The 18,502-nt window shown below is 69.0% G+C and carries 15 protein-coding genes and 1 tRNA gene; 12 read left to right on the top strand and 4 right to left on the bottom strand.

The window, feature by feature from the left end; genetic code table 11:
* Positions 1-367: 367 nt before the first annotated feature.
* Positions 368-1,795: a pyruvate kinase gene (pyk, locus tag ACOZ38_RS30495; protein ID WP_424534576.1), complete on the top strand. Its 1,428-nt coding sequence runs from the start codon at positions 368-370 to the stop codon at positions 1,793-1,795.
* Positions 1,796-3,573: 1,778 nt separating this feature from the next.
* On the opposite strand, the gene ACOZ38_RS30490 is transcribed toward pyk, so the two are convergent.
* Positions 3,574-3,646, bottom strand: a tRNA-Leu gene (locus tag ACOZ38_RS30490).
* Positions 3,647-3,696: 50 nt separating this feature from the next.
* Between ACOZ38_RS30490 and ACOZ38_RS30485 the strand changes: the two genes are divergently transcribed.
* The 6 genes from ACOZ38_RS30485 (at position 3,697) to ACOZ38_RS30460 (ending at position 9,470) form a co-directional block, all read left to right on the top strand.
* Positions 3,697-4,287: an ANTAR domain-containing response regulator gene (locus tag ACOZ38_RS30485; protein WP_405151572.1), complete on the top strand. Its 591-nt coding sequence runs from the start codon at positions 3,697-3,699 to the stop codon at positions 4,285-4,287.
* 245 nt (positions 4,288-4,532) lie between these two features.
* Positions 4,533-5,774 carry a branched-chain amino acid ABC transporter substrate-binding protein gene (locus ACOZ38_RS30480; RefSeq protein WP_424534575.1) on the top strand — a complete coding sequence of 414 codons (1,242 nt, stop codon included), beginning with the start codon at positions 4,533-4,535 and terminating at the stop codon, positions 5,772-5,774.
* Between the two features lie 190 nt (positions 5,775-5,964).
* Positions 5,965-6,840 (top strand): branched-chain amino acid ABC transporter permease, encoded by an 876-nt coding sequence (locus ACOZ38_RS30475; protein ID WP_424537111.1) that lies wholly within the window; start codon positions 5,965-5,967, stop codon positions 6,838-6,840.
* Entirely contained in the window at positions 6,837-7,985 is a 1,149-nt protein-coding gene (locus tag ACOZ38_RS30470; protein WP_424534574.1) for a branched-chain amino acid ABC transporter permease, read from the top strand. The genes ACOZ38_RS30475 and ACOZ38_RS30470 overlap by 4 nt, the downstream gene beginning before the upstream one ends.
* A complete protein-coding gene (locus ACOZ38_RS30465; protein WP_424534573.1) occupies positions 7,982-8,764 on the top strand; it encodes an ABC transporter ATP-binding protein in 783 nt (260 codons plus the stop codon). The genes ACOZ38_RS30470 and ACOZ38_RS30465 overlap by 4 nt, the downstream gene beginning before the upstream one ends.
* Positions 8,754-9,470 (top strand): ABC transporter ATP-binding protein, encoded by a 717-nt coding sequence (locus ACOZ38_RS30460; protein WP_424534572.1) that lies wholly within the window; start codon positions 8,754-8,756, stop codon positions 9,468-9,470. The genes ACOZ38_RS30465 and ACOZ38_RS30460 overlap by 11 nt, the downstream gene beginning before the upstream one ends.
* An 88-nt stretch (positions 9,471-9,558) precedes the next feature.
* Here the strand turns inward: ACOZ38_RS30460 and ACOZ38_RS30455 are convergent, their stop codons facing one another.
* Positions 9,559-10,107 (bottom strand): DUF4352 domain-containing protein, encoded by a 549-nt coding sequence (locus tag ACOZ38_RS30455; protein WP_405151561.1) that lies wholly within the window; start codon positions 10,105-10,107, stop codon positions 9,559-9,561.
* A gap of 188 nt (positions 10,108-10,295) precedes the next feature.
* On the opposite strand from ACOZ38_RS30455, the gene ACOZ38_RS30450 reads away from it, so the two are divergent.
* From ACOZ38_RS30450 to ACOZ38_RS30440, 3 genes are read left to right on the top strand one after another with little or no spacing between them, the layout of a single operon-like run.
* On the top strand, positions 10,296-11,126 hold the full coding sequence (locus tag ACOZ38_RS30450; protein WP_424534571.1) for an ABC transporter substrate-binding protein: 831 nt from the start codon (positions 10,296-10,298) through the stop codon (positions 11,124-11,126).
* A 3-nt stretch (positions 11,127-11,129) separates the two neighbouring features.
* Positions 11,130-11,981: an amino acid ABC transporter permease gene (locus ACOZ38_RS30445; protein WP_424534570.1), complete on the top strand. Its 852-nt coding sequence runs from the start codon at positions 11,130-11,132 to the stop codon at positions 11,979-11,981.
* 5 nt (positions 11,982-11,986) lie between these two features.
* Entirely contained in the window at positions 11,987-12,790 is an 804-nt protein-coding gene (locus ACOZ38_RS30440) for an amino acid ABC transporter ATP-binding protein (RefSeq protein WP_424534569.1), read from the top strand.
* A gap of 225 nt (positions 12,791-13,015) precedes the next feature.
* Here ACOZ38_RS30440 and ACOZ38_RS30435 read toward each other — a convergent pair whose 3' ends face one another.
* Positions 13,016-13,435 (bottom strand): PaaI family thioesterase, encoded by a 420-nt coding sequence (locus ACOZ38_RS30435; RefSeq protein WP_424537110.1) that lies wholly within the window; start codon positions 13,433-13,435, stop codon positions 13,016-13,018.
* Between the two features lie 68 nt (positions 13,436-13,503).
* On the opposite strand from ACOZ38_RS30435, the gene polA reads away from it, so the two are divergent.
* Positions 13,504-16,206 (top strand): DNA polymerase I, encoded by a 2,703-nt coding sequence (gene polA, locus ACOZ38_RS30430; RefSeq protein ID WP_405151555.1) that lies wholly within the window; start codon positions 13,504-13,506, stop codon positions 16,204-16,206.
* Between the two features lie 178 nt (positions 16,207-16,384).
* Here the strand turns inward: polA and ACOZ38_RS30425 are convergent, their stop codons facing one another.
* Entirely contained in the window at positions 16,385-17,182 is a 798-nt protein-coding gene (locus ACOZ38_RS30425) for a DUF2127 domain-containing protein (RefSeq protein ID WP_405151553.1), read from the bottom strand.
* 103 nt (positions 17,183-17,285) lie between these two features.
* Here ACOZ38_RS30425 and ACOZ38_RS30420 point away from each other — a divergent pair, with 103 nt between their 5' ends.
* Positions 17,286-18,368, top strand: a complete 1,083-nt coding sequence (locus ACOZ38_RS30420; protein ID WP_424534568.1) for a polysaccharide deacetylase family protein — start codon at positions 17,286-17,288, stop codon at positions 18,366-18,368.
* Positions 18,369-18,502 lie beyond the last annotated feature (134 nt).

Raw genomic sequence — 18,502 nt, 5'->3', positions numbered from 1 at the left:
GCTCACAAAACCCCGTCCCCAACGAGGCACGAGCGAGAGTGAGCCCCCAACAGCCGCCACATCCCCGGCGACCCCGCCCTAGCCGACGCAGGCGAACGGGCCTGGACGAACGCGGGGTTAACGGCAAGGGCCGGTTCCACGACGCGGCCGCCCCGCCGGCCCGCGACAACTATCCTGGAAGCCACACGCACACGAATATGGACCTGGAGCGCCCGGTCGCATTCGTCGTGGCTCGCGTCTCAGGCATCGTTCTACCTGCGGCGACGTGCCCGGGGTCGCCCGATGGCGTGCTCACGTCACCTGGATTTCGCCAGGCGCTGTGAACTTCGTCATCATCAAGTGGTCTGTACCAATTAGGGTAGGACTTGTGAGTCGTCGAGCGAAGATTGTCTGCACACTGGGGCCCGCCACCTCTTCTCCGGAGCGCCTGCGCGAGCTGATCGCCGCCGGTATGAACGTGGCGCGGTTCAACCTCAGCCACGGGAGCCACGAGCTCCACAAGGAGATCCACGGCCGGGTCAGGGAGGCCGCGGCCGAGCTGGGAATGGCGGTCGGCGTCCTCGCCGACCTGCAGGGCCCCAAGATCCGTGTAGGCCGTTTCGCCGAGGGCCCCGTGCGCCTCGGCTTCGGCGACGTCTTCACGATCACCACCGAGGACGTCCCCGGCGACCGCGACCTGGTCTCCACGACCTACGAGGGCCTGCCCGGCGACGTGCGCCCCGGTGACACGATCCTCGTCGACGACGGCCGCCTGGTCCTTGAGGCCACCGCAGTGGAGGGCCCCCGCGTCGTCACCAAGGTCGTCGTCGGCGGCATGATCTCCGACAACAAGGGGCTCAACCTCCCGGGCGTCGCCGTCTCGGCCCCCGCCCTCACCGAGAAGGACGAGGAGGACCTGCGCTGGGCCCTCCGCACGGGCTTCGACATGATCGCCCTCTCCTTCGTGCGCAGCCCCGACGACGCGCTCATCGTCCGCGCCATCATGGACGAGGAGGGCGTCCACCTCCCCCTCCTCGCCAAGATCGAGAAGCCCCAGGCCGTGGAGCACCTCGAGGCCATCGTCGACGCGTTCGACGGCATCATGGTCGCCCGCGGCGACCTCGGCGTGGAGCTCCCGCTGGAGCAGGTGCCGATCGTGCAGCGGCGCGCCATCGACCTCGCCAGGGAGAAGGCCCACCCGGTCATCGTGGCCACCCAGATGCTCGACTCGATGATGAGCGCCCAGCGGCCCACCCGCGCCGAGGTCTCCGACGTCGCCTACGCCGTCATGGACGGCGCCGACGCCGTCATGCTCTCCGGCGAGACCTCGGTCGGCAGCTACCCCATCGAGTCGGTCGCGACCATGGCCCGCATCGCCTCCGCCGCCGAGGAGGAGGCGCTCCAGTCGACGCACACCTTCGACCGGCTCCCCGAGACCACCGGCGGTGCGATCGCGCGCGCGGCGGCCGAGGTCGGGGCGATCGTCGGTGCCAAGGCCCTGTGCGCCTTCACGATGTCGGGGGAGACCGCCCGCCGGCTCGCCCGCTACCGCTCCCCGATCCCGCTGCTGGCCTTCACCTCGGCTCCCGAGGTGCGCGGCCAGCTGGCCCTCACCTGGGGCGTGGAGACCTTCGAGGTGCCGTTCGTGCACCACACCGACGACATGGTGCGCCAGGTCGAGTCGGCCCTGCTGTCGGTCGGCCGCTACGAGAAGGGCGACAAGGTCGTCATCGTGGCCGGCTCGCCTCCCGGCAGCCACGGCTCCACCAACGCGCTGCGCGTCCACACGATCGGCTCGCTGGTCTCCGGCAGCTGATCCTTCGTACGCGCCGTTGACGGCCGCCGCCGGGCCTCCCGGTGGCGGCCGTACACGCGTTCGGTAGAGGTCCGGTGGGGAGATCCCCAAGAGCCGCATGTGCGGTGGTTCGCGGGGGACGCCACCGGGTTTGATCGGCCCCATGACGGTGGCCGGGAGACGTGCGGGAAGGATCGGCCGGCCCGGGGCCGGCCGCCCGTTTCCCGGTTGGACGTCCGTGGCGTACCGCCGTCCGGCGCTCCCGCTGGCGCTGGTGGCCGTGCTGTACGGGCTGGCGCAACTGGTCTTCGTCGGTCCCGGGCTGCGCTGGGGATGGGACGAGCTGGTCTACCTGAGCCAGGTGAGCCCGCGCCTGCCGGACGCCCTCTTCACCGCTCCGCGCGCCCGCGGGATCACGTGGCTGGCAGCCCCGGCGGCGTTCGTGTCCGCCTCGCCGCAGGTCGTGCGGGTCTGGATGACGCTGCTGTCCAGCGGCGGGCTCTTCCTGGCCTACCTGCCATGGCTGCGCGTGCCGGCCCACCGGGGCCGCTCGGCGACCGTCGCCCTGGCCGCGCTGCTGTTCTGCGGGCTGTGGGTCGCGCAGTACTACGGCGGCGCCGTCATGCCGAACCTCTACGTCGCCTACGCCTCGGTGGCGGCGACCGGCCTCTTCCTGCTCGCCACCCGCGATGACGCCACCCGCGATGACGCCGCCCGCGACGGTGCCGCCCGTGATGACGCCGCCCGCGATGGTCCCCGTTATGGTGCCGCCCGTGAGCACGGTCCTGGCCGGTCGCGGCGGTGGGCCCGTGACCCGCTGGCGGGGCTCGCGCTGAGCGTGGCCGCCGCCGCGGCGCTGCGGCCCGGTGACGCCGTGGGGCTCGTGCTGCCCCTGGGCCTCGCCTGGCTCACCGTGCGCGAATGGCGGCGTAGGGCCGTTCTCGGCGCCCTGGCCGGGGGGCTCGGGCTCGGCCTCGCTCCATGGGTGGCCGAGGCCTTCGTGCGGTACGGCGGCCTGGCGCACCGGATCTCCGAGGCCAGCAGGATCCAGGGCCGGCTGCGGCCCACCTTCGGCTTCGTCCACGAGTTCGCCGCGCTCAACGGGCCACTGCTGTGCCGCCCGTGCACGATCTCGGTTCGGTACCCCTACCTGGCGGTCTGGTGGCTGGCGTTGCCCTTCGCCGTCGTCGGAGGGCTCCTCGTGGCCCGCCGGCTCGGCGTGGCGCGGCCGTACGGCCTGGCCTGTGCGGCCGGGGCCGGCCTGGCGGCGCAGTATCTGTTCCTGGTGGGGTACGGCGCGCCGCGCTTCCTGCTGCCCGCCTACGCGCTGCTGGCCCTGCCCGTGGCCCTGCTCCTGGTGCGGCTCGCCTCGTCCGGGCGGCTGCCCGCCGCGCTCGTCGTGGTCGCGGTGGCGGGCCAGCTCGCCACGCAGCATCTGGTACTCGGACGGCGTGTGGAGCGCTCGCAGGTCTACAGGGCGGCCGAGCGGGCCGTAGCCCAAGCGCTGAGGCAGGCCGGGTTGCGCGGCCCGTGTGTCGTCGGCGGCCCCGCGAGCACCCTGCCCATCGCCTACGAGGCGGGGTGCGCCCTGCGTGCCTTCCACCGGACGCCGCTGACCTGGCCGGACGGGGGGATGTCCGCGTACGTGACCCACGTGGGCGAGCCGGAGGTCGCGGGATGGGTCTCGCGGCGCCTGGTCACCCTGGACGGCCGCGTGTGGTTCCTCTGGCTGCCCGCGCTGCGGGAGGCGGAAAGCGCGGAAACCGCGCGGCCTCAGCCACGCGGTTTCGCCGGATCAGTGCCCCGAGTGGGATTCGAACCCACACTGTATGGATTTTGAGGCCATCGACTCTGCCGTTGGTCTATCGGGGCGCCGAGGTGCTCGTGTCCCTAATCTAGCGGACATCGGTACTCTCTTGGTCGTGAGTACGCAGCGGCGAGTGGTGATCGCGGAAGACGAGGCACTGATCCGTCTCGACCTGAAGGAGATGCTGGAAGAGGAGGGCTATGCCGTCGTCGGCGAGGCCGGGGACGGCGAGTCGGCGGTCAAGCTGGCCCTCGAGCAGCGGCCCGATCTGGTGATCCTCGATGTCAAGATGCCGATCCTCGACGGCATCTCGGCGGCCGAGCGCATCGTGTCGGAGCGCGTCGCGCCGTGCCTGATTTTGACCGCGTTCTCCCAGCGCGACCTTGTTGAGCGGGCGCGGGACGCGGGCGCCATGGCATATCTGGTGAAACCGTTCACTAAGTCCGATTTGGTGCCGGCGATCGAGATGGCCGTGAGCCGCCACGAGGAGATCGCCGCCCTGGAACGCGAGGTCAGCACCCTCGGCGAGCGCCTTGAGACCCGCAAGCTGGTCGAGCGTGCCAAGGGCCTGCTGATGGCCGAGCACGGGTGGACCGAGCCCCAGGCGTTCCGCTGGATCCAGAAGGCCTCGATGGACCGCCGCATGAGCATGCGCCAGGTCGCCCAGGCCGTCGTCCAGGAGGCGCAGGGCCCCGAGGAGTCCTGACATGGGGCGTCAGGGGCCGCTCTGTCCCGTCCTGTCGGAGCCTGAGGGCGTTGTCCGGAGTGGTCAGTCAGGGCAGGTCAGGCGATCTTGTGAAACACGGCGCCGCCGATGTGACCTTTACTTTTCCGGCCGATCGCCGAAGAGGACCGGTGTGATAACGAAGCGGTAACGTGATGTGACTCTGTACCGACCTGTGACTTGAGCTGGGTGTAATGCCGTCAACGAGCCCTGGCCAGACCGCCAGGGTGGTTCTGTGGACCCGATCCCTACGTGGATCAGGCGAAAGGAAGGCAACCTTGCGGCCCAAGATTGCTCGCCTCGGGGGCGTGCTCGCCGTCGGTGTGGCACTTACCGTTGGTCTCGCTGCTTGTGGCAGTGACTCAGGGTCGTCGTCGGAGGGTGGCGACTCCGCCGCGCCGACCACGCTGAAGATCGGCTTTATGGGCGACCTGTCGGGTGAGAACTCCGGGATCGTCATCCCGCCGAGTAACGGCGCCCAGCTTGCTGTCGACGAGTACAACGCGACCAACCCCAAGGTCAAGATTGAGATGATCAAGTACGACAGCAAGGCGGACCCCACCACCGCCGTGAGCCTGGCGCAGCAGGCGATCAAGACGGACAAGGTCGTCGCGCTCGTCGGCCCCGCCTTCTCCGGCGAGTCCAAGCAGGTCGGCCCGTTGCTCGAAGAGGCGAAGATCCCCAGCATCTCCGCCTCGGCCACCGCCGTCGCCCTGGCCGAGAACGGCTGGAAGTACTGGCACCGTGTCGTCCCGAACGACGGTGTCCAGGGCCCGGCCATCGCCGACTTCATCGTGGGCGCCGCGGCGGCCAAGAACGTCTTCGTCGTCGACGACAAGTCCGAGTACGGCAAGGGCCTCGGTGACGCGGTCCGCACCCAGCTCAAGGCCAAGAGCGCCACGGTCACCGACGACGCTCTCGACCCGAACGCCGCCGACTACTCCTCGACGGTCAACAAGGTGGCGTCGGCCAAGCCGGACGCCCTCTTCTTCGGTGGCTACTACGCCGCCGCGGGCAAGCTGCTCAAGCAGCTCAGGGACAAGGGCGTCACGGCCAAGTTCTTCTCGGCCGACGGCTCGCTCGACAAGGGCATCATCGAGAGCGCCGGAGCTCCGCAGGCCGAGGGCGCGCTCATCGGCTGCCCCTGCCGCATCCCGACCGCCGCGGAGACCGACGAGAAGGTCAAGAAGTTCGCCACGGACTACAAGGCGAAGTTCGGCGCCGACCCGCTGATCTACGCCACCGAGGGCTACGACGCCATGACGACGTTCACCAAGGCGATCGGGGCCGGGGCGACCACGGCCGACGCGATCAACGAGGCGGTCGGCAAGTCGGACTTCGACGGCATCTCCAAGCACATCAAGTTCGACCCGAACGGTGAGCCCTCCGCGAAGTCGATCTACATGTACGAAGTCAAGGACGGCCAGATCGGCCTGCTCGGCGACACGACGACGGCCAAGCTCGGCTGACGGACGATAGTCACAGTAGTGAGGGGGCGGGAACGCCGCGGCGATCCCGCCCCCGCCCGTTGTCGCCTGCAGGCTTCCCTGAAAGCGAAACCACCCAGTGTTCGATAACCTCCTCGGCTCCTTCTGGCCGTACACGATCGACGGCCTCATCCTGGGCTCGATCTACGGCCTCGTCGCCCTCGGCTACACGATGGTCTACGGCGTGTTGCGCCTCATCAACTTCGCGCACTCCGAAGTGTTCATGATCGGCACCATGGCGTCGGCGTTCGTGGTGATGACCCTCGGCATCACCCAGCCGCTGACCGGGCTCGCCCTCGTCGGCGGCCTGCTCCTGATGGTGCTCGTCGGAGGCTTCGCCTCCGCGGGCTCCGCCATGCTGCTCGAACGTATCGCCTACCGCCCGTTGCGAAAGCGCGGCGCATCCCGCCTGGCCGCGCTCATCTCGGCCATCGGCGCCTCTCTCTTCCTCCAGGAGCTCTTCGCCCTGGTGATCATCCCGCACGTGTTCAACCGTCCGCAGCAGGGCCGCAACCAGATGGGTGTGGCCCGCATCATGCAGAAGGACACGCTCTTCACGATCGGCGGCGCGCAGATCCGGGTCGACCAGGTCCTGATCTTCGTGGCGGCGATCGGCATGATGGTCCTGCTGGACCTGCTGGTGAACCGCACGAAGATCGGGCGCGGCATCCGCGCGACCTCCCAGGACCCGCAGACCGCGGTCCTCATGGGCGTGGACATCGACAAGATCGTGCGGATGACGTTCCTCATCGGTGGCCTCATGGCGGGCATCGCGGGCGCGCTGTTCGTGCTCCAGTTCGAGGTCACCAAGTTCTCCATCGGCTTCCTGCTCGGCATCAAGGCCTTCACGGCCGCGGTGCTCGGGGGCATCGGCAACCTACGCGGAGCGCTGGTCGGCGGCCTGTTCCTCGGTCTCATCGAGAACTACGGTGCCGCCGTCTTCGGCTCGGGATGGAAGGATGTCATCGCGTTCACGGTTCTCGTCCTGGTCCTGATGTTCCGGCCCACCGGCATCCTCGGTGAATCACTCCAGCAGGCACGCGCATGAGCACGAACTCCACGATCACCACCCGCAGGAACGCCTTCTCGGCCTTCCTCGACGGCATCCGCGACCGGTGGGCGAGCGCCCCCGTGTGGCAGCGCTGGGTCATCTACGTCGCGCTGTTCGTGATCGCGCTGCTGCTGCCCTCGGAGTCCTTCGGCCACTTCATGTCGCCCTACAGCGACTGGGCCAGCGTCCTGTTCTTCCCCATCGGGACGTACGTGGTCCTCGCGATCGGCCTCAACGTGGTCGTGGGCCAGGCCGGTCTGCTCGACCTCGGGTTCGTCGCGTTCTTCGCCATCGGCGGCTACTCCATGGCGCTGCTCGGCACCAGGCTCGGCCTGAACTTCTGGGAGATCCTGATCGTCGGCGTCCTGCTGTCGGCGCTGTCGGGCGTGGTGCTCGGCGGGCCGACGCTGCGCCTTCGCGGTGACTACCTGGCGATCGTCACGCTCGGCTTCGGAGAGATCGTCCGCCAGACGGCCGAGAACACCGACGCCATCGGCGGCCCCCGCGGCATCGCGGGCATCCCGCACCCGCCGAGCATCGACGGCATCGAGGTCTTCGGGGTCCAGATCTTCCACTACGGCGTGCTGGACCCTCGGCCCTACTACTACCTGCTGGTCGTGGTCGCCACCGCGATCATCATCTTCGTGAAGCGGTGGGAGAAGAGCCGGGTCGGGCGCGCGTGGGCGGCCATCCGCGAGGACGAGGACGCCGCCGAGGTCATGGGCGTGCCGACCTTCAAGTTCAAGCTCCTGGCCTTCGCGATCGGCGCCTCGATCGGCGGGGCCATGGGAGTCGTCTGGGCCGGCAAGACGATCTCGATCAACCCGAACGACTTCCTGTTCATGCTGTCCGCCACCATCCTCGCGGCGGTCGTGCTCGGCGGTTCCGGCAACATCCCGGGCGTCATCCTGGGCGCGTTCCTCGTCGCCTGGCTGCCCGAGCGGTTCCGCGGCCTGTCGGAGTACCGCACCATGGTGTTCGGCGCCGCGCTGGTCGCCCTGATGATCTTCCGGCCGGAGGGCCTGCTGCCGTCGCGCCGCCGAAAAGCGGAGCTCGCCGAGGGCACGGGAGGCATGGGCAGCTTGGGCGCCGAGGTTCCGGGTCCGGAGTCCCAGCCCGCAGCCGAGGGAGCAGCCAAATGAGCGATCCGCGTCCGCTTCTGCAGCTGCAGAAGGTCAAGATGCAGTTCGGCGGCGTCGTCGCGCTGCGCGAGGTCGAGCTGACGATCAACGAGGGCGAGATCTTCGCTCTCATCGGGCCGAATGGCGCGGGCAAGACGACGGTGTTCAACGTCGTCACCGGCGTCTACCGCCCGACGTCCGGCCAGGTGCTGTTCGACGGCGACCGCATCGACGGCATGAAGCGGTTCAAGGTCACCAAGCGGGGCGTCGCACGCACGTTCCAGAACATCCGGCTGTTCCACAACATGTCCGCGATGGAGAACGTCATGGTGGGAGCCGACGCCCACCACCGCGCCGGCATGTTCAGCACGGCGCTCGGCCTGCCGTGGCACCGCAACGAGGAGCGTGACGGCAAGGCGCTGGCCCGCGAGCTCCTGGAGTTCGTGGGCATCGGCCACCGCGCCGAGGAGACGGCCAAGAACCTCCCCTACGGTGACCAGCGGCGGCTGGAGATCGCGCGCGCGCTCGCCACCAAGCCCAAGCTCCTCCTGCTGGACGAGCCGGCGGCGGGCATGAACCCCGCGGAGAAGGAGTCCCTCCAGGGCCTGATCCGCAAGATCCGCGACGCCGGGCGCACGGTCCTGCTGATCGAGCACGACATGGCGCTGGTCATGGGCATCAGCGACCGCATCTCGGTGCTCGACTTCGGTCAGAAGATCGCCGACGGTCTCCCCGCAGAGGTGCAGAACGACCCGAGGGTCATCGAGGCGTACTTGGGGGCTCCCGCAGATGCTTCTTGAGATCAAGGACATCCACGTCCACTACGGCAAGATCGAGGCCATCAAGGGCGTCTCGCTGGAGGTCGACGAGGGTGAGATCGTCACCCTCATCGGGGCCAACGGGGCGGGCAAGACCACGACCATGAAGACCATCTCCGGTCTTCGGCCGCTGACGTCCGGCACCGTCGTCTTCGACGGCAAGGACATCAGCAAGCTCCCCGGGCACCGGCGGGTGATGGCCGGCATCGGCCAGTCCCCCGAGGGCCGTGGCGTCTTCCCCGGCATGACCGTCACAGAGAACCTTCTGATGGGCGCCTACACCCGCAAGGGCGACCTCACCAAGGACCTCGACGAGGTCTTCGAGCTGTTCCCGAGGCTGGCCGAGCGCAAGAACCAGGCCGGCGGCACGATGTCGGGCGGTGAGCAGCAGATGGTGGCCATCGGCCGGGCGCTGATGAGCAAGCCGAAGGTGCTGCTGCTCGACGAGCCCTCGATGGGCCTCGCGCCGCTTCTGGTCGCCCAGATCTTCTCGATCATCAAGGAGATCAACAACCGGGGGACCACCGTGCTGCTGGTGGAGCAGAACGCCCAGCAGGCCCTCCAGCTCGCCCACCGGGCGTACGTGCTGGAGACCGGCAAGGTGGTGAAGTCCGCCCCGGCGGCAGACCTCCTCAACGACCCCCAGGTGCGCGAGGCGTACCTCGGAGGGGAGCTCGGCGCGCACTGAGCGCCGGGAGGTGTCGAGCATTCACCCGGCCGGGGCTCGGATCCCGGCCGGGCCGCTTCTCCCGAAGCCGGCCCGTCGCTCCGGCGGGTCAGCGCAGCGGGACGTCGACGCCTTTGGAGGGACCGATGGCACCCAGGGGCGGATCGGCGAAGAATCTGATCTTGGTCACCCTGACGTCCTTGGGCACGTCGTACCAGAGGTCGAACTCCATCCGGACGAAGCTGCCGACGGGCAGCTCGCCTGGCTGCCGCTTGGTGGTCTGGGCGGCGTCGTCGATGGGGAAGGTGCGCCCGTCGGACGCCACCAGCAGCTGCTGCTTGGCGTCGAACCTCTGGTTGGTGCGGTCGGTGCTCTCGATGAGGACGCGCACGCGGACGTACTGGCCCTTGGCGTTCCACTCGGCGTGGCTGCCGAAGATGCTCGGCATGCCGTCGCGAAATCCGAGGACGCGGAACCGCATCTGGCCGTCGACCACCGGCTTCGCCGTGATCACGGTCTCGTCGGGGCGCGCGGCCTCGGCGGGGATCACGTACGTGGGCGAAGGGCTCGGGGTGGCCTTGGCGGGCCCGCCGGAACAGCCGGAGAGCGAGATGGCGGCGAAAGCCGTGAAGCCCAGCACGACAAGGGGTGCTCGCACGATCGCACGATAACGCGCGGCGCAGCCCGGAGTGCCAGGATGCGGCAGCTGTTGTGCGATCGTTTCATTCCGGTAATACCCCTGGTGACCAGGTGCGGGACCATGGCCAAGGTTACGGTAACTTAACTTAACTCCGACATACAGCTAAAGAGGAGGACGTTGTGGTCTTTTGGCCCAATCGTCGCCGTATGACCTCGATCGGGGCGCTGGCCGTCAGCGCCGCGTTCCTTCTCTCCGCCTGCGGTGGCGGATCGGATACGAGTGCGACCAGCTCCAGTGCCCCGGCCGGCAGTGCCTCGGCCTCGGAGATCAAGTTGATCCACCCGGGCAAGCTGACGACGTGCACGAACCTGCCCTATGAGCCCTTCCAGTTCAAGGAGGGTGACAAGACCGTCGGGTTCGACGTCGACATCGTCGACCTCGCCGCCAAGAAGCTCGGTGTGACACAGGACATCGTGGACATCGACTTCGCGGTGATCAAGAGTGGTGCGGCCCTGAACGCCGGCAAGTGCGACGTCGCCGCGGCGGGCATGACGATCACCCCTGAGCGGCAGAAGAACCTCCTCTTCTCCGACCCGTATTTCGACGCAACGCAGGCGCTGCTCGCGAAGAAGGGCACCGGCGCCAAGTCGCTCGACGACGTGAAGGCCAAGGGGCTCAAGCTCGGCGCGCAGGCCTCGACGACCGGCCTCGACTACGTCAAGGGCAAGGGTTTCAACCCCACCGAGTTCGCGGACTCCCCGAAGGAGCTGCTCGGCCTCCAGTCCGGGCAGGCCGACGTGATCGTCCAGGACCTTCCCGTCGTGCTGACCTGGCTGAAGAAGCCCGAGATCGCGAGCAAGTTCGAGCTGATCGCGAGCCTCGACACCGGTGAGCAGTACGGCATCGGCCTGAAGAAGGGCAACGACGCGCTGGTCAAGGTGCTCAACGAGGAGATCGCCAAGGCCAAGACCGACGGCACGTACGAGCAGATCTACGTCAAGTGGTTCGGCAAGAAGCCCGGCGAGCTCGGAACCTGATCCATGACCGATCAGCCCATGACGGCCGGGCCCGCCGGTCCTGCCGGGCAGTCGCCCGGCAGGGCCAGGCTCAGCCCTCGTAAGCGGCAGCGCATCAGCCGGGCCATCCAGTACGTCATCCTGGTGGCAGCGCTCGTCGTCGTCGTCCTCCTGACCAACTGGCAGGGGCTCGCCGAGAACTTCACCAAGATGGACGTGGCGAAGCAGGCGCTCCCCGACGTGTTCACGGTCGCGCTCAAGAACACGATCATCTACACCGTCGGCGGCTTCGTTCTCGGATCGATCGGCGGCCTCCTGCTGGCTCTGATGCGGATGTCGTCCGTACGGCCGTACCGCTGGATCGCGACCATCTACATCGAGATCTTCCGCGGGCTTCCGGCGCTGCTGATCTTCCTGTTCATCCTCTTCCTGCCGCTGGCGCTCTCCGGGTTCCAGATCCCGGGAGGGACGTACGGGCAGGGCGTCCTCGGCCTGACGATCGTCAGCTCGGCGTACATGGCGGAGACACTCCGGGCGGGCCTGCAGGCCGTCCCGAAGGGGCAGAGCGAGGCGGCGCGGTCGCTCGGCATGTCGCACTCGCGGGCGATGATCTCGGTGGTCATCCCGCAGGCCATCCGCATCGTCATCCCGCCGACGACCAACCAGTTCGTGTCGCTGCTCAAGGACTCCTCGCTGGTGCTGTTCCTCGGCGTGAGCGGCGAGTACGTCGAGCTGACGAAGTTCGGCAACGACCTCGCCTCGACGACCAGCAACGCCACCCCGATCCTGGTGGTCGGCCTGACGTACCTGCTCGTCACGATCCCGCTCGGCTACCTCGCGGGACGCCTCGAAAACCGTCAGGCGAAGGGACGGTGACCCCGGTGACGCACGCGGTCGAGATCAAGGACCTGCACAAGTCGTTCGGCGACCTGGAGGTGCTCAAGGGCATCGACTTCACCGTCGACGAGGGCCAGGTCGTCTGTGTCATCGGCCCCTCGGGATCGGGCAAGTCGACGCTGCTTCGCTGCGTCAACCTGCTCGAAGAGCCCAGCAAGGGCAGCGTGACCGTGGGCGGCGTCGAGCTGACCGATCCGGACGTCGACATCGACGCGGCGCGGCGCAGGCTCGGCATGGTCTTCCAGTCGTTCAACCTGTTCCCGCACATGTCGGTGCTGCAGAACGTCATGATCGCCCAGCGTCGGGTGCTCAAGCGGGGCAAGGCCGAGGCCGAGCGCATCGCGCGCGAGAACCTCGAAAAGGTCGGCGTCGGTGCCAAGTGCGACGCCTTCCCGCCGCAGCTCTCCGGCGGCCAGCAGCAGCGGGTCGCGATCGCCCGGGCCCTCGCCATGGACCCGGCGCTCATGCTGTTCGACGAGCCCACCTCCGCGCTCGACCCCGAGCTGGTGGGCGACGTGCTGTCGGTCATGCGCAAGCTCGCGCGCGACGGCATGACGATGCTGGTGGTCACCCACGAGATGAGCTTCGCGCGGGAGGTGGCCGACCGCGTGGTGTTCATGGACGGCGGGGTGATCGTCGAGGAGGGCCCGCCGGACCAGGTGATCGGCGACCCGCAGCACGCACGCACGCGCACGTTCCTCAAGAGGGTGCTGGACCCGACCCACACGGAGGAAGACGGCACGCCCGGGGAGGACGAGGCCTCGGCCGCCTCGCCGCCGGCGGTCTGAAGTCGCGCACCGATCCCCGCCGGCCCCTGGCCCGCGGGGATCGGGCCGTTTCAGGGGCTGGAAGGCAAAGCGAGCCCGCGGGTGATCTTTGGGGCCATGTAGGGCTTCCCCGGCCGCACACGTTGTCTACTCGACCACCCACGGGCTCTGGCGTCACCACGCTAGCGAGCTATGAGGCCCACGTGCAAAGAGAGTCGCAAATCGTGGTCCGATAAAGACCAAAAATCACGTGGCGTCACGAAGCATGCAGGTGAGTCGCGAGGTGCAGACGCGGCGGCCCTCCTCGTCGGTGATCTCGATGTCGTACGTCGCGAGGCTGCGGCCGCCGTGCACGCGGGTGGCGACGCCGGTGACGTGACCCGAGGTCACCGACCGGTGGTGGGTGGCGTTGATCTCGATGCCGACCGCCTGCCGGCCCTCACCGGCCTGCAGGGCCGCGCCGGTGGACCCGATGGTCTCGGCGAGCACGCAGGAGGCGCCTCCGTGGAGAATGCCGTACGGCTGGGTGTTGCCCGCGACCGGCATCCTGGCCACGACCCGTTCGGCCGTGACCTCGATGAACTCGATGCCCATGGTGGCGATCAGGGTGCCCTTGTAGTCGCCGCCCAACGTTTCGAGGCGGGGAAGATCCTCGGGGTTCGCCATGGTCAAGGGGACGCCTCCAGTTGCACAGCGCGGGGTGTTCTGTCGTACATGGAGACTAGGCTGCGGGTGTGCCGAAGAAGGAACCGACCCCCGCACGCGACCGCCTGCTTCTCCTGGACGGGCACTCGCTCGCGTACCGCGCGTTCTACGCGTTGAAGGACGCGAACCTCACCACGACCGACGGCCAGCACACCGAGGCGGTGTACGGCTTCACCTCGATGCTGATCAACGTCCTTCGTGACGAGCGGCCGAGTCACGTGGTCGTCTGCTTCGACCGGTCGGAGCCCACCTTCCGCCACGAGGCGTACGAGCAGTACAAAGCCAATCGCCAGGAGACCCCTGAGGACTTCCGCGGCCAGGTCAGCCTGATCTTCGAGGTGCTCGACGCGCTCCGCGTGCCCTACCTCTCGCTCGCGGGCTTCGAGGCCGACGACCTGATCGCCACGCTCGCCGACCGGGCCGCCCGGCAGGAGATGGACGTGCTGATCGTCACCGGCGACCGCGACGCCCTCCAGCTCGTGAACGACCGCATCACGCTGCTGATGACGCGCCGCGGCATCAGCGACATGACGCGTTTCGACCCCGCCGCCGTCGTCGAGAAGTACGGCCTGACCCCCGAGCAGTATCCCGACTTCGCCGCCCTGCGCGGCGACCCCAGCGACAACCTCCCCAACATCCCGAGCGTGGGCGAGAAGACCGCCGCCAAGTGGGTCAAGGAGTTCGGCTCGCTCACCGAGCTGGTCGCCCGGGTCGACGAGGTGAAGGGCAAGGTCGGCGACAAGCTCCGCGAGCACCTCGGCCAGGTGATCCACAACCGCCAGCTCACCGAGCTCCGGCGCGACGTGCCGCTCGACGCCGACGTCGCCGAGCTCAAGATGGGCAAGTGGGACCGCGACGAGATCCACAAGCTCTTCGACACCCTGCAGTTCCGCGTGCTGCGCGACCGGCTCTACCAGAGCATCGGCACCGCCGAGCCCGAGGCCGAGGAGGGGTTCGAGGTCGAGGTCGTGACCCTCGGCCCCGACGAGGTCGAGCCGTGGCTCGCCGCCATGCCCGAGGGCAGGGCCGGCCTGGCGGTCAAGGGCACCCACGGCAGTGGCACGGGCAGGCTCGACGGCATCGCCGTCGCCGCCCCCGCCGACGCCGAGGGGGTCAGGCGCGCGGCCTTCATCGACCTGGTGGGCCTCAGCCCCGCCGACGAGGGCGCGCTCAGCCGGTGGCTCGCCGACGAGTCCAGGCCGAAGGCCCTGCACGACGCCAAGGGCCCGCTGCTGGCCCTGTGGGCCCAGGGGCTCGACCTCAAGGGGCTCACCTGTGACACGGCTCTGGCGGCCTATCTGGCGATGCCGGGGCAGCGGTCCTTCCCCCTCGACGACCTCGTGCTGCGCTACCTCCACCGCGAGCTGCGCGCCGAGACCGAGACGAACGGCCAGGCCGCCCTGTTCGACGACCCCGGCGACGACGAGGGCCAGGAGCTCGGCATCCGCGCCCAGGCCGTGCTGGAGCTCGCCGACGCCCTTGAGGCCCACTTGGAGCCCCGGGGCGGCATCCGGCTGATGCGCGAGGTCGAGCTCCCGCTGGTGCGCGTGCTCGCCGAGCTCGAGCGCGACGGCATCGCCGCCGACCACGGCTACTTCGCCGGCCTTGAGGTGGAGTTCGGCGCCGCGGTGAAACAGGCCGTCGAGGAGGCCCATCGGGTCGTCGGCGAGCAGTTCAACCTGGGCTCGCCCAAGCAGCTCCAGGAGATCCTGTTCGTCAAGCTCGGGCTGCCGAAGACCAAGAAGATCAAGACCGGCTACACCACCGACGCCGACGCCCTGGCGACGCTCGCCACGCAGACCGACAACGAGCTGCCGACGATCCTGCTGCGCCACCGCGACCAGACCAGGCTGCGCACCACCGTCGAGGGCCTGATCAAGGAGATCGGCGACGACGGGCGCATCCACACCACCTACAACCAGATCATCGCGGCGACCGGGCGCCTGTCCTCCGAGAAGCCCAACCTCCAGAACATCCCCATCCGCACCGCCGAGGGCCGCCGCATCCGGCAGGGCTTCATGGTGGGCGAGGCCTACGAGAGCCTGCTGACCGCCGACTACAGCCAGATCGAGCTGCGCATCATGGCCCACCTGTCCCGCGACGAGGCGCTGATCGCGGCGTTCGAGTCCGGGCACGACTTCCACCAGGCGACCGCCGCCCGGGTGTTCGACCTCCCGCCCGAGCAGGTCGACGGCGAGCTGCGGGCACGCATCAAGGCGATGAACTACGGCCTGGCGTACGGCCTGTCCGACTTCGGGCTCTCCGGCCAGCTCGGCATCCCCGTCGCCGAGGCCCGCGCGCTCAAGGACGAGTACTTCCAGGAGTTCGGCGGCGTCCGCGACTACCTCGCGACCATCGTCGCGCAGGCCCGGCAGGACGGCTACACCGAGACCATTCTCGGCCGCCGCCGCTACCTGCCCGACCTGACCAGCGACAACCGCCAGCGCCGCGAGATGGCCGAGCGCATGGCGCTCAACGCCCCCATCCAGGGCTCGGCGGCCGACATCATCAAGGTCGCGATGCTCAACGTCCAGCGGGCGCTGCGCGAGCGCGAGCTGCGCTCCCGCATGCTGCTTCAGGTCCACGACGAGCTCGTCTTCGAGGTGGCCCCCGGCGAGCTGGAGCCGCTGCGCGAGCTGGTCGTGGCCCAGATGTGCGCCGCGTACGAGCTGCGCGTCCCCCTGGACGTCTCCGTGGGCGTCGGCCGCACCTGGCAGGACGCCGGCCACTGAGGCCGTGCCACCGCCCCCCGCGCCGGGGGCGGCCGGTGATGGCCGTCGCGGGGTGGCGACATCCCGGGGGCGGGCCGGTCGGCCGGTGGTGGTCGTGGCGGTGTGGTGGCGTCCCGGGGGCGGGCTGGTCGGCCGGTGGTGGTCGTGGCGGTGTGGTGACGGCCCGGGGGCGGGCCGGTCAGTCGGTGGTGGCCGTGGCGGTGTGGTGGCGTCCCGGGCGTGAGGTCTCAAGGGCGGCCGTCTCGACCTCCAGGAGGCTGGTCTCGTGCCGCTCGGCCTCGTGCGCCGCATGCCCGCCCCGCAGCCCGAACAGCCGCTTCGACAGCAGGATGTACAGCACGGCGGCGAGGTTGATCAGCAGGATCACGATGCGCAGCCAGGTGACCTTCTCCACGATCTCGTAGATCTCGACCGGCACGAAGAGCGACGTCGCGACCACCGCGAAGTACTCACCCCAGCGCCGCAGCAGCCACAGCCCGACGCCCTCGGTCATGAGCAGGGCCCCGAAGACCAGCAGGCCGAGCACGATCCACGTCAGGGTCCTGGTCTCCGCGCCGATGACCGTGCGCAGCGTGTGCACCACGCCCGACTCCTCGAGGTTCCACCCGAGCTTGTCGGCCAGTGGCTGGAGCAGCGGCACGTCCTCGTTGAAGGCCCTGCTGATCGCGTCCTGATGGGCGCGGAACCGCCAGATGCCGAACGCCGCCGCCAGCACCAGCAGCCCCTTGCCCCACCGGAACACCGCGAGCAGCCGCAGGATCGTGGCGTCGCGCAGCGCCCTGCCGCGCAGCACGATGGGAGCGTCCTCCGCGGGGCCGGAGCCGTGCGGCGCGCCGAGCGCGAAGTCCCCGCAGCGCAGGCAGCGCCAGGCCTCTCCAAGGGCCGTGTCGGCACGCAGGCGCCGCCGCAGCGCCTCCTCGGTGGGGGCGTAGGTCACATGGCCATGCCGGCCACAGGCGCGCAGGCTCCAGTTCACGATCAAATTTCAACACATGATAGGTGTGTACGCGGCTCGGGACGCGGCCGAATGGGCCATCCCAGGGCGAAAATCGACCTGCCGCCGATCCAGGAGACCACTTGTGCGCAGCACACCCGGCCTGACACACGTCATCGGCATCGTGAACATCGGTGTCATGATCGTTGCCGTCGTGGCGCTGCTGGTCCTGCCCCTCGGGCACGACGGCGCGAACGTCGAGCACACCGCGAAGCCTGCCCCGAAGACCGCGCTGCCCGAGGTGCCCGCGCCGCCTCCGGTGACGGCGACGGCCGAGTCGGCCAGGAACGTCGGGGCCAACGAGGCGGGCATGGTCCCGGTGCTGATGTACCACCGGATCATGAAGAAGCGGCTGGCCTCCATCGACCGCACCCCCTCGCAGCTCCGGGGGGAGCTGGAGAAGCTCGCCAAGGACGGCTACGTGCCGATCACCGCGGCCGAGTTCGTGGCGGGCGCCATCGACATCCCGGCAGGCGCCCATCCGGTCGTGCTGACCTTCGACGACGGCCATCCTTCGCACTTCGCCCTCGACACCGACGGCATGCCGAAAAAGGACACCGTCGTCCGGATCATCTACGACGTCGCCAGCAGGCACCCGGGCTTCCGCCCGGTGGCGACGTTCTGGATCAACGCCAACCCCTTCGGGCTCCGCGACACCGCCCGGCAGGCGGCGGCCGTGGCGTGGCTGGTCGAGCACGGGTTCGAGGTCGCCAACCACACCTTCGGCCATCCGGACCTCTACCGGCTGACCAAGAAGAAGATCGCCGAGTCGATCGTGCGCCAGCAGCGGCTGCTGGAGCGGCTCGGCGCCCCCCGGTCGGCGACGTTCGCCCTGCCGTACGGCAGCAGGCCCAAGAAGCGGTCGAACGCGCGCGACGGGAAGTGGGACGGCACCTCGTATCATTTCGACGCCGTTTTCCTCGCCGGGGCCGAGCCCGCGATTTCGCCCTACGCGAAGGACTTCGACCGGTACAACGTCCCGCGGATCCAGTCGAACGGTAAAAAAGGGGAGTGCCGGAAATGGTGCTCGCAGTACTGGCTGGAGTGGCTCCGTAAGCACCCTGATAGGCGATACACCTCGGACGGGGACCCGTCACACGTCTCCATCCCCAGTCGATTTCGCGGTAAGATCCTGGCAAAGCTCGACGGGGTGTTGATCACCTATTGAAGGCTTCCGGGGTTGTGCGGGTGAGCGCCGGATTGACCACGCCCGCGTACTCTCATATGCTGATCGCTGCGCTGTGGGCTCGCGTGCGCCTCGGACGGAGCGGGCTCGCGCTCGGTCATGTCGACCAAGGGTCA

The organism is Sphaerisporangium viridialbum (assembly GCF_049674955.1).
Taxonomy (GTDB): Bacteria; Actinomycetota; Actinomycetes; order Streptosporangiales; family Streptosporangiaceae; genus Sphaerisporangium; species Sphaerisporangium viridialbum.
The sequence above is the reverse complement of the archived record's forward strand: the minus strand, read 5'-3'. Positions and strand labels throughout refer to the sequence as shown.

Bases quoted from the DNA above. Each gene is read 5' to 3' on its own strand.
- ACOZ38_RS30460 (WP_424534572.1), top strand. From the start codon at position 8,754: ATGCTTCTTGAGATCAAGGACATCCACGTCCACTACGGCAAGATCGAG.
- ACOZ38_RS30445 (WP_424534570.1), top strand. From the start codon at position 11,130: ATGACCGATCAGCCCATGACGGCCGGGCCCGCCGGTCCTGCCGGGCAG.
- ACOZ38_RS30435 (WP_424537110.1), bottom strand. From the start codon at position 13,435: ATGGCGAACCCCGAGGATCTTCCCCGCCTCGAAACGTTGGGCGGCGAC.
- ACOZ38_RS30450 (WP_424534571.1), top strand. From the start codon at position 10,296: ATGACCTCGATCGGGGCGCTGGCCGTCAGCGCCGCGTTCCTTCTCTCC.
- ACOZ38_RS30470 (WP_424534574.1), top strand. From the start codon at position 6,837: ATGAGCACGAACTCCACGATCACCACCCGCAGGAACGCCTTCTCGGCC.
- ACOZ38_RS30465 (WP_424534573.1), top strand. From the start codon at position 7,982: ATGAGCGATCCGCGTCCGCTTCTGCAGCTGCAGAAGGTCAAGATGCAG.
- ACOZ38_RS30475 (WP_424537111.1), top strand. From the start codon at position 5,965: ATGGTCTACGGCGTGTTGCGCCTCATCAACTTCGCGCACTCCGAAGTG.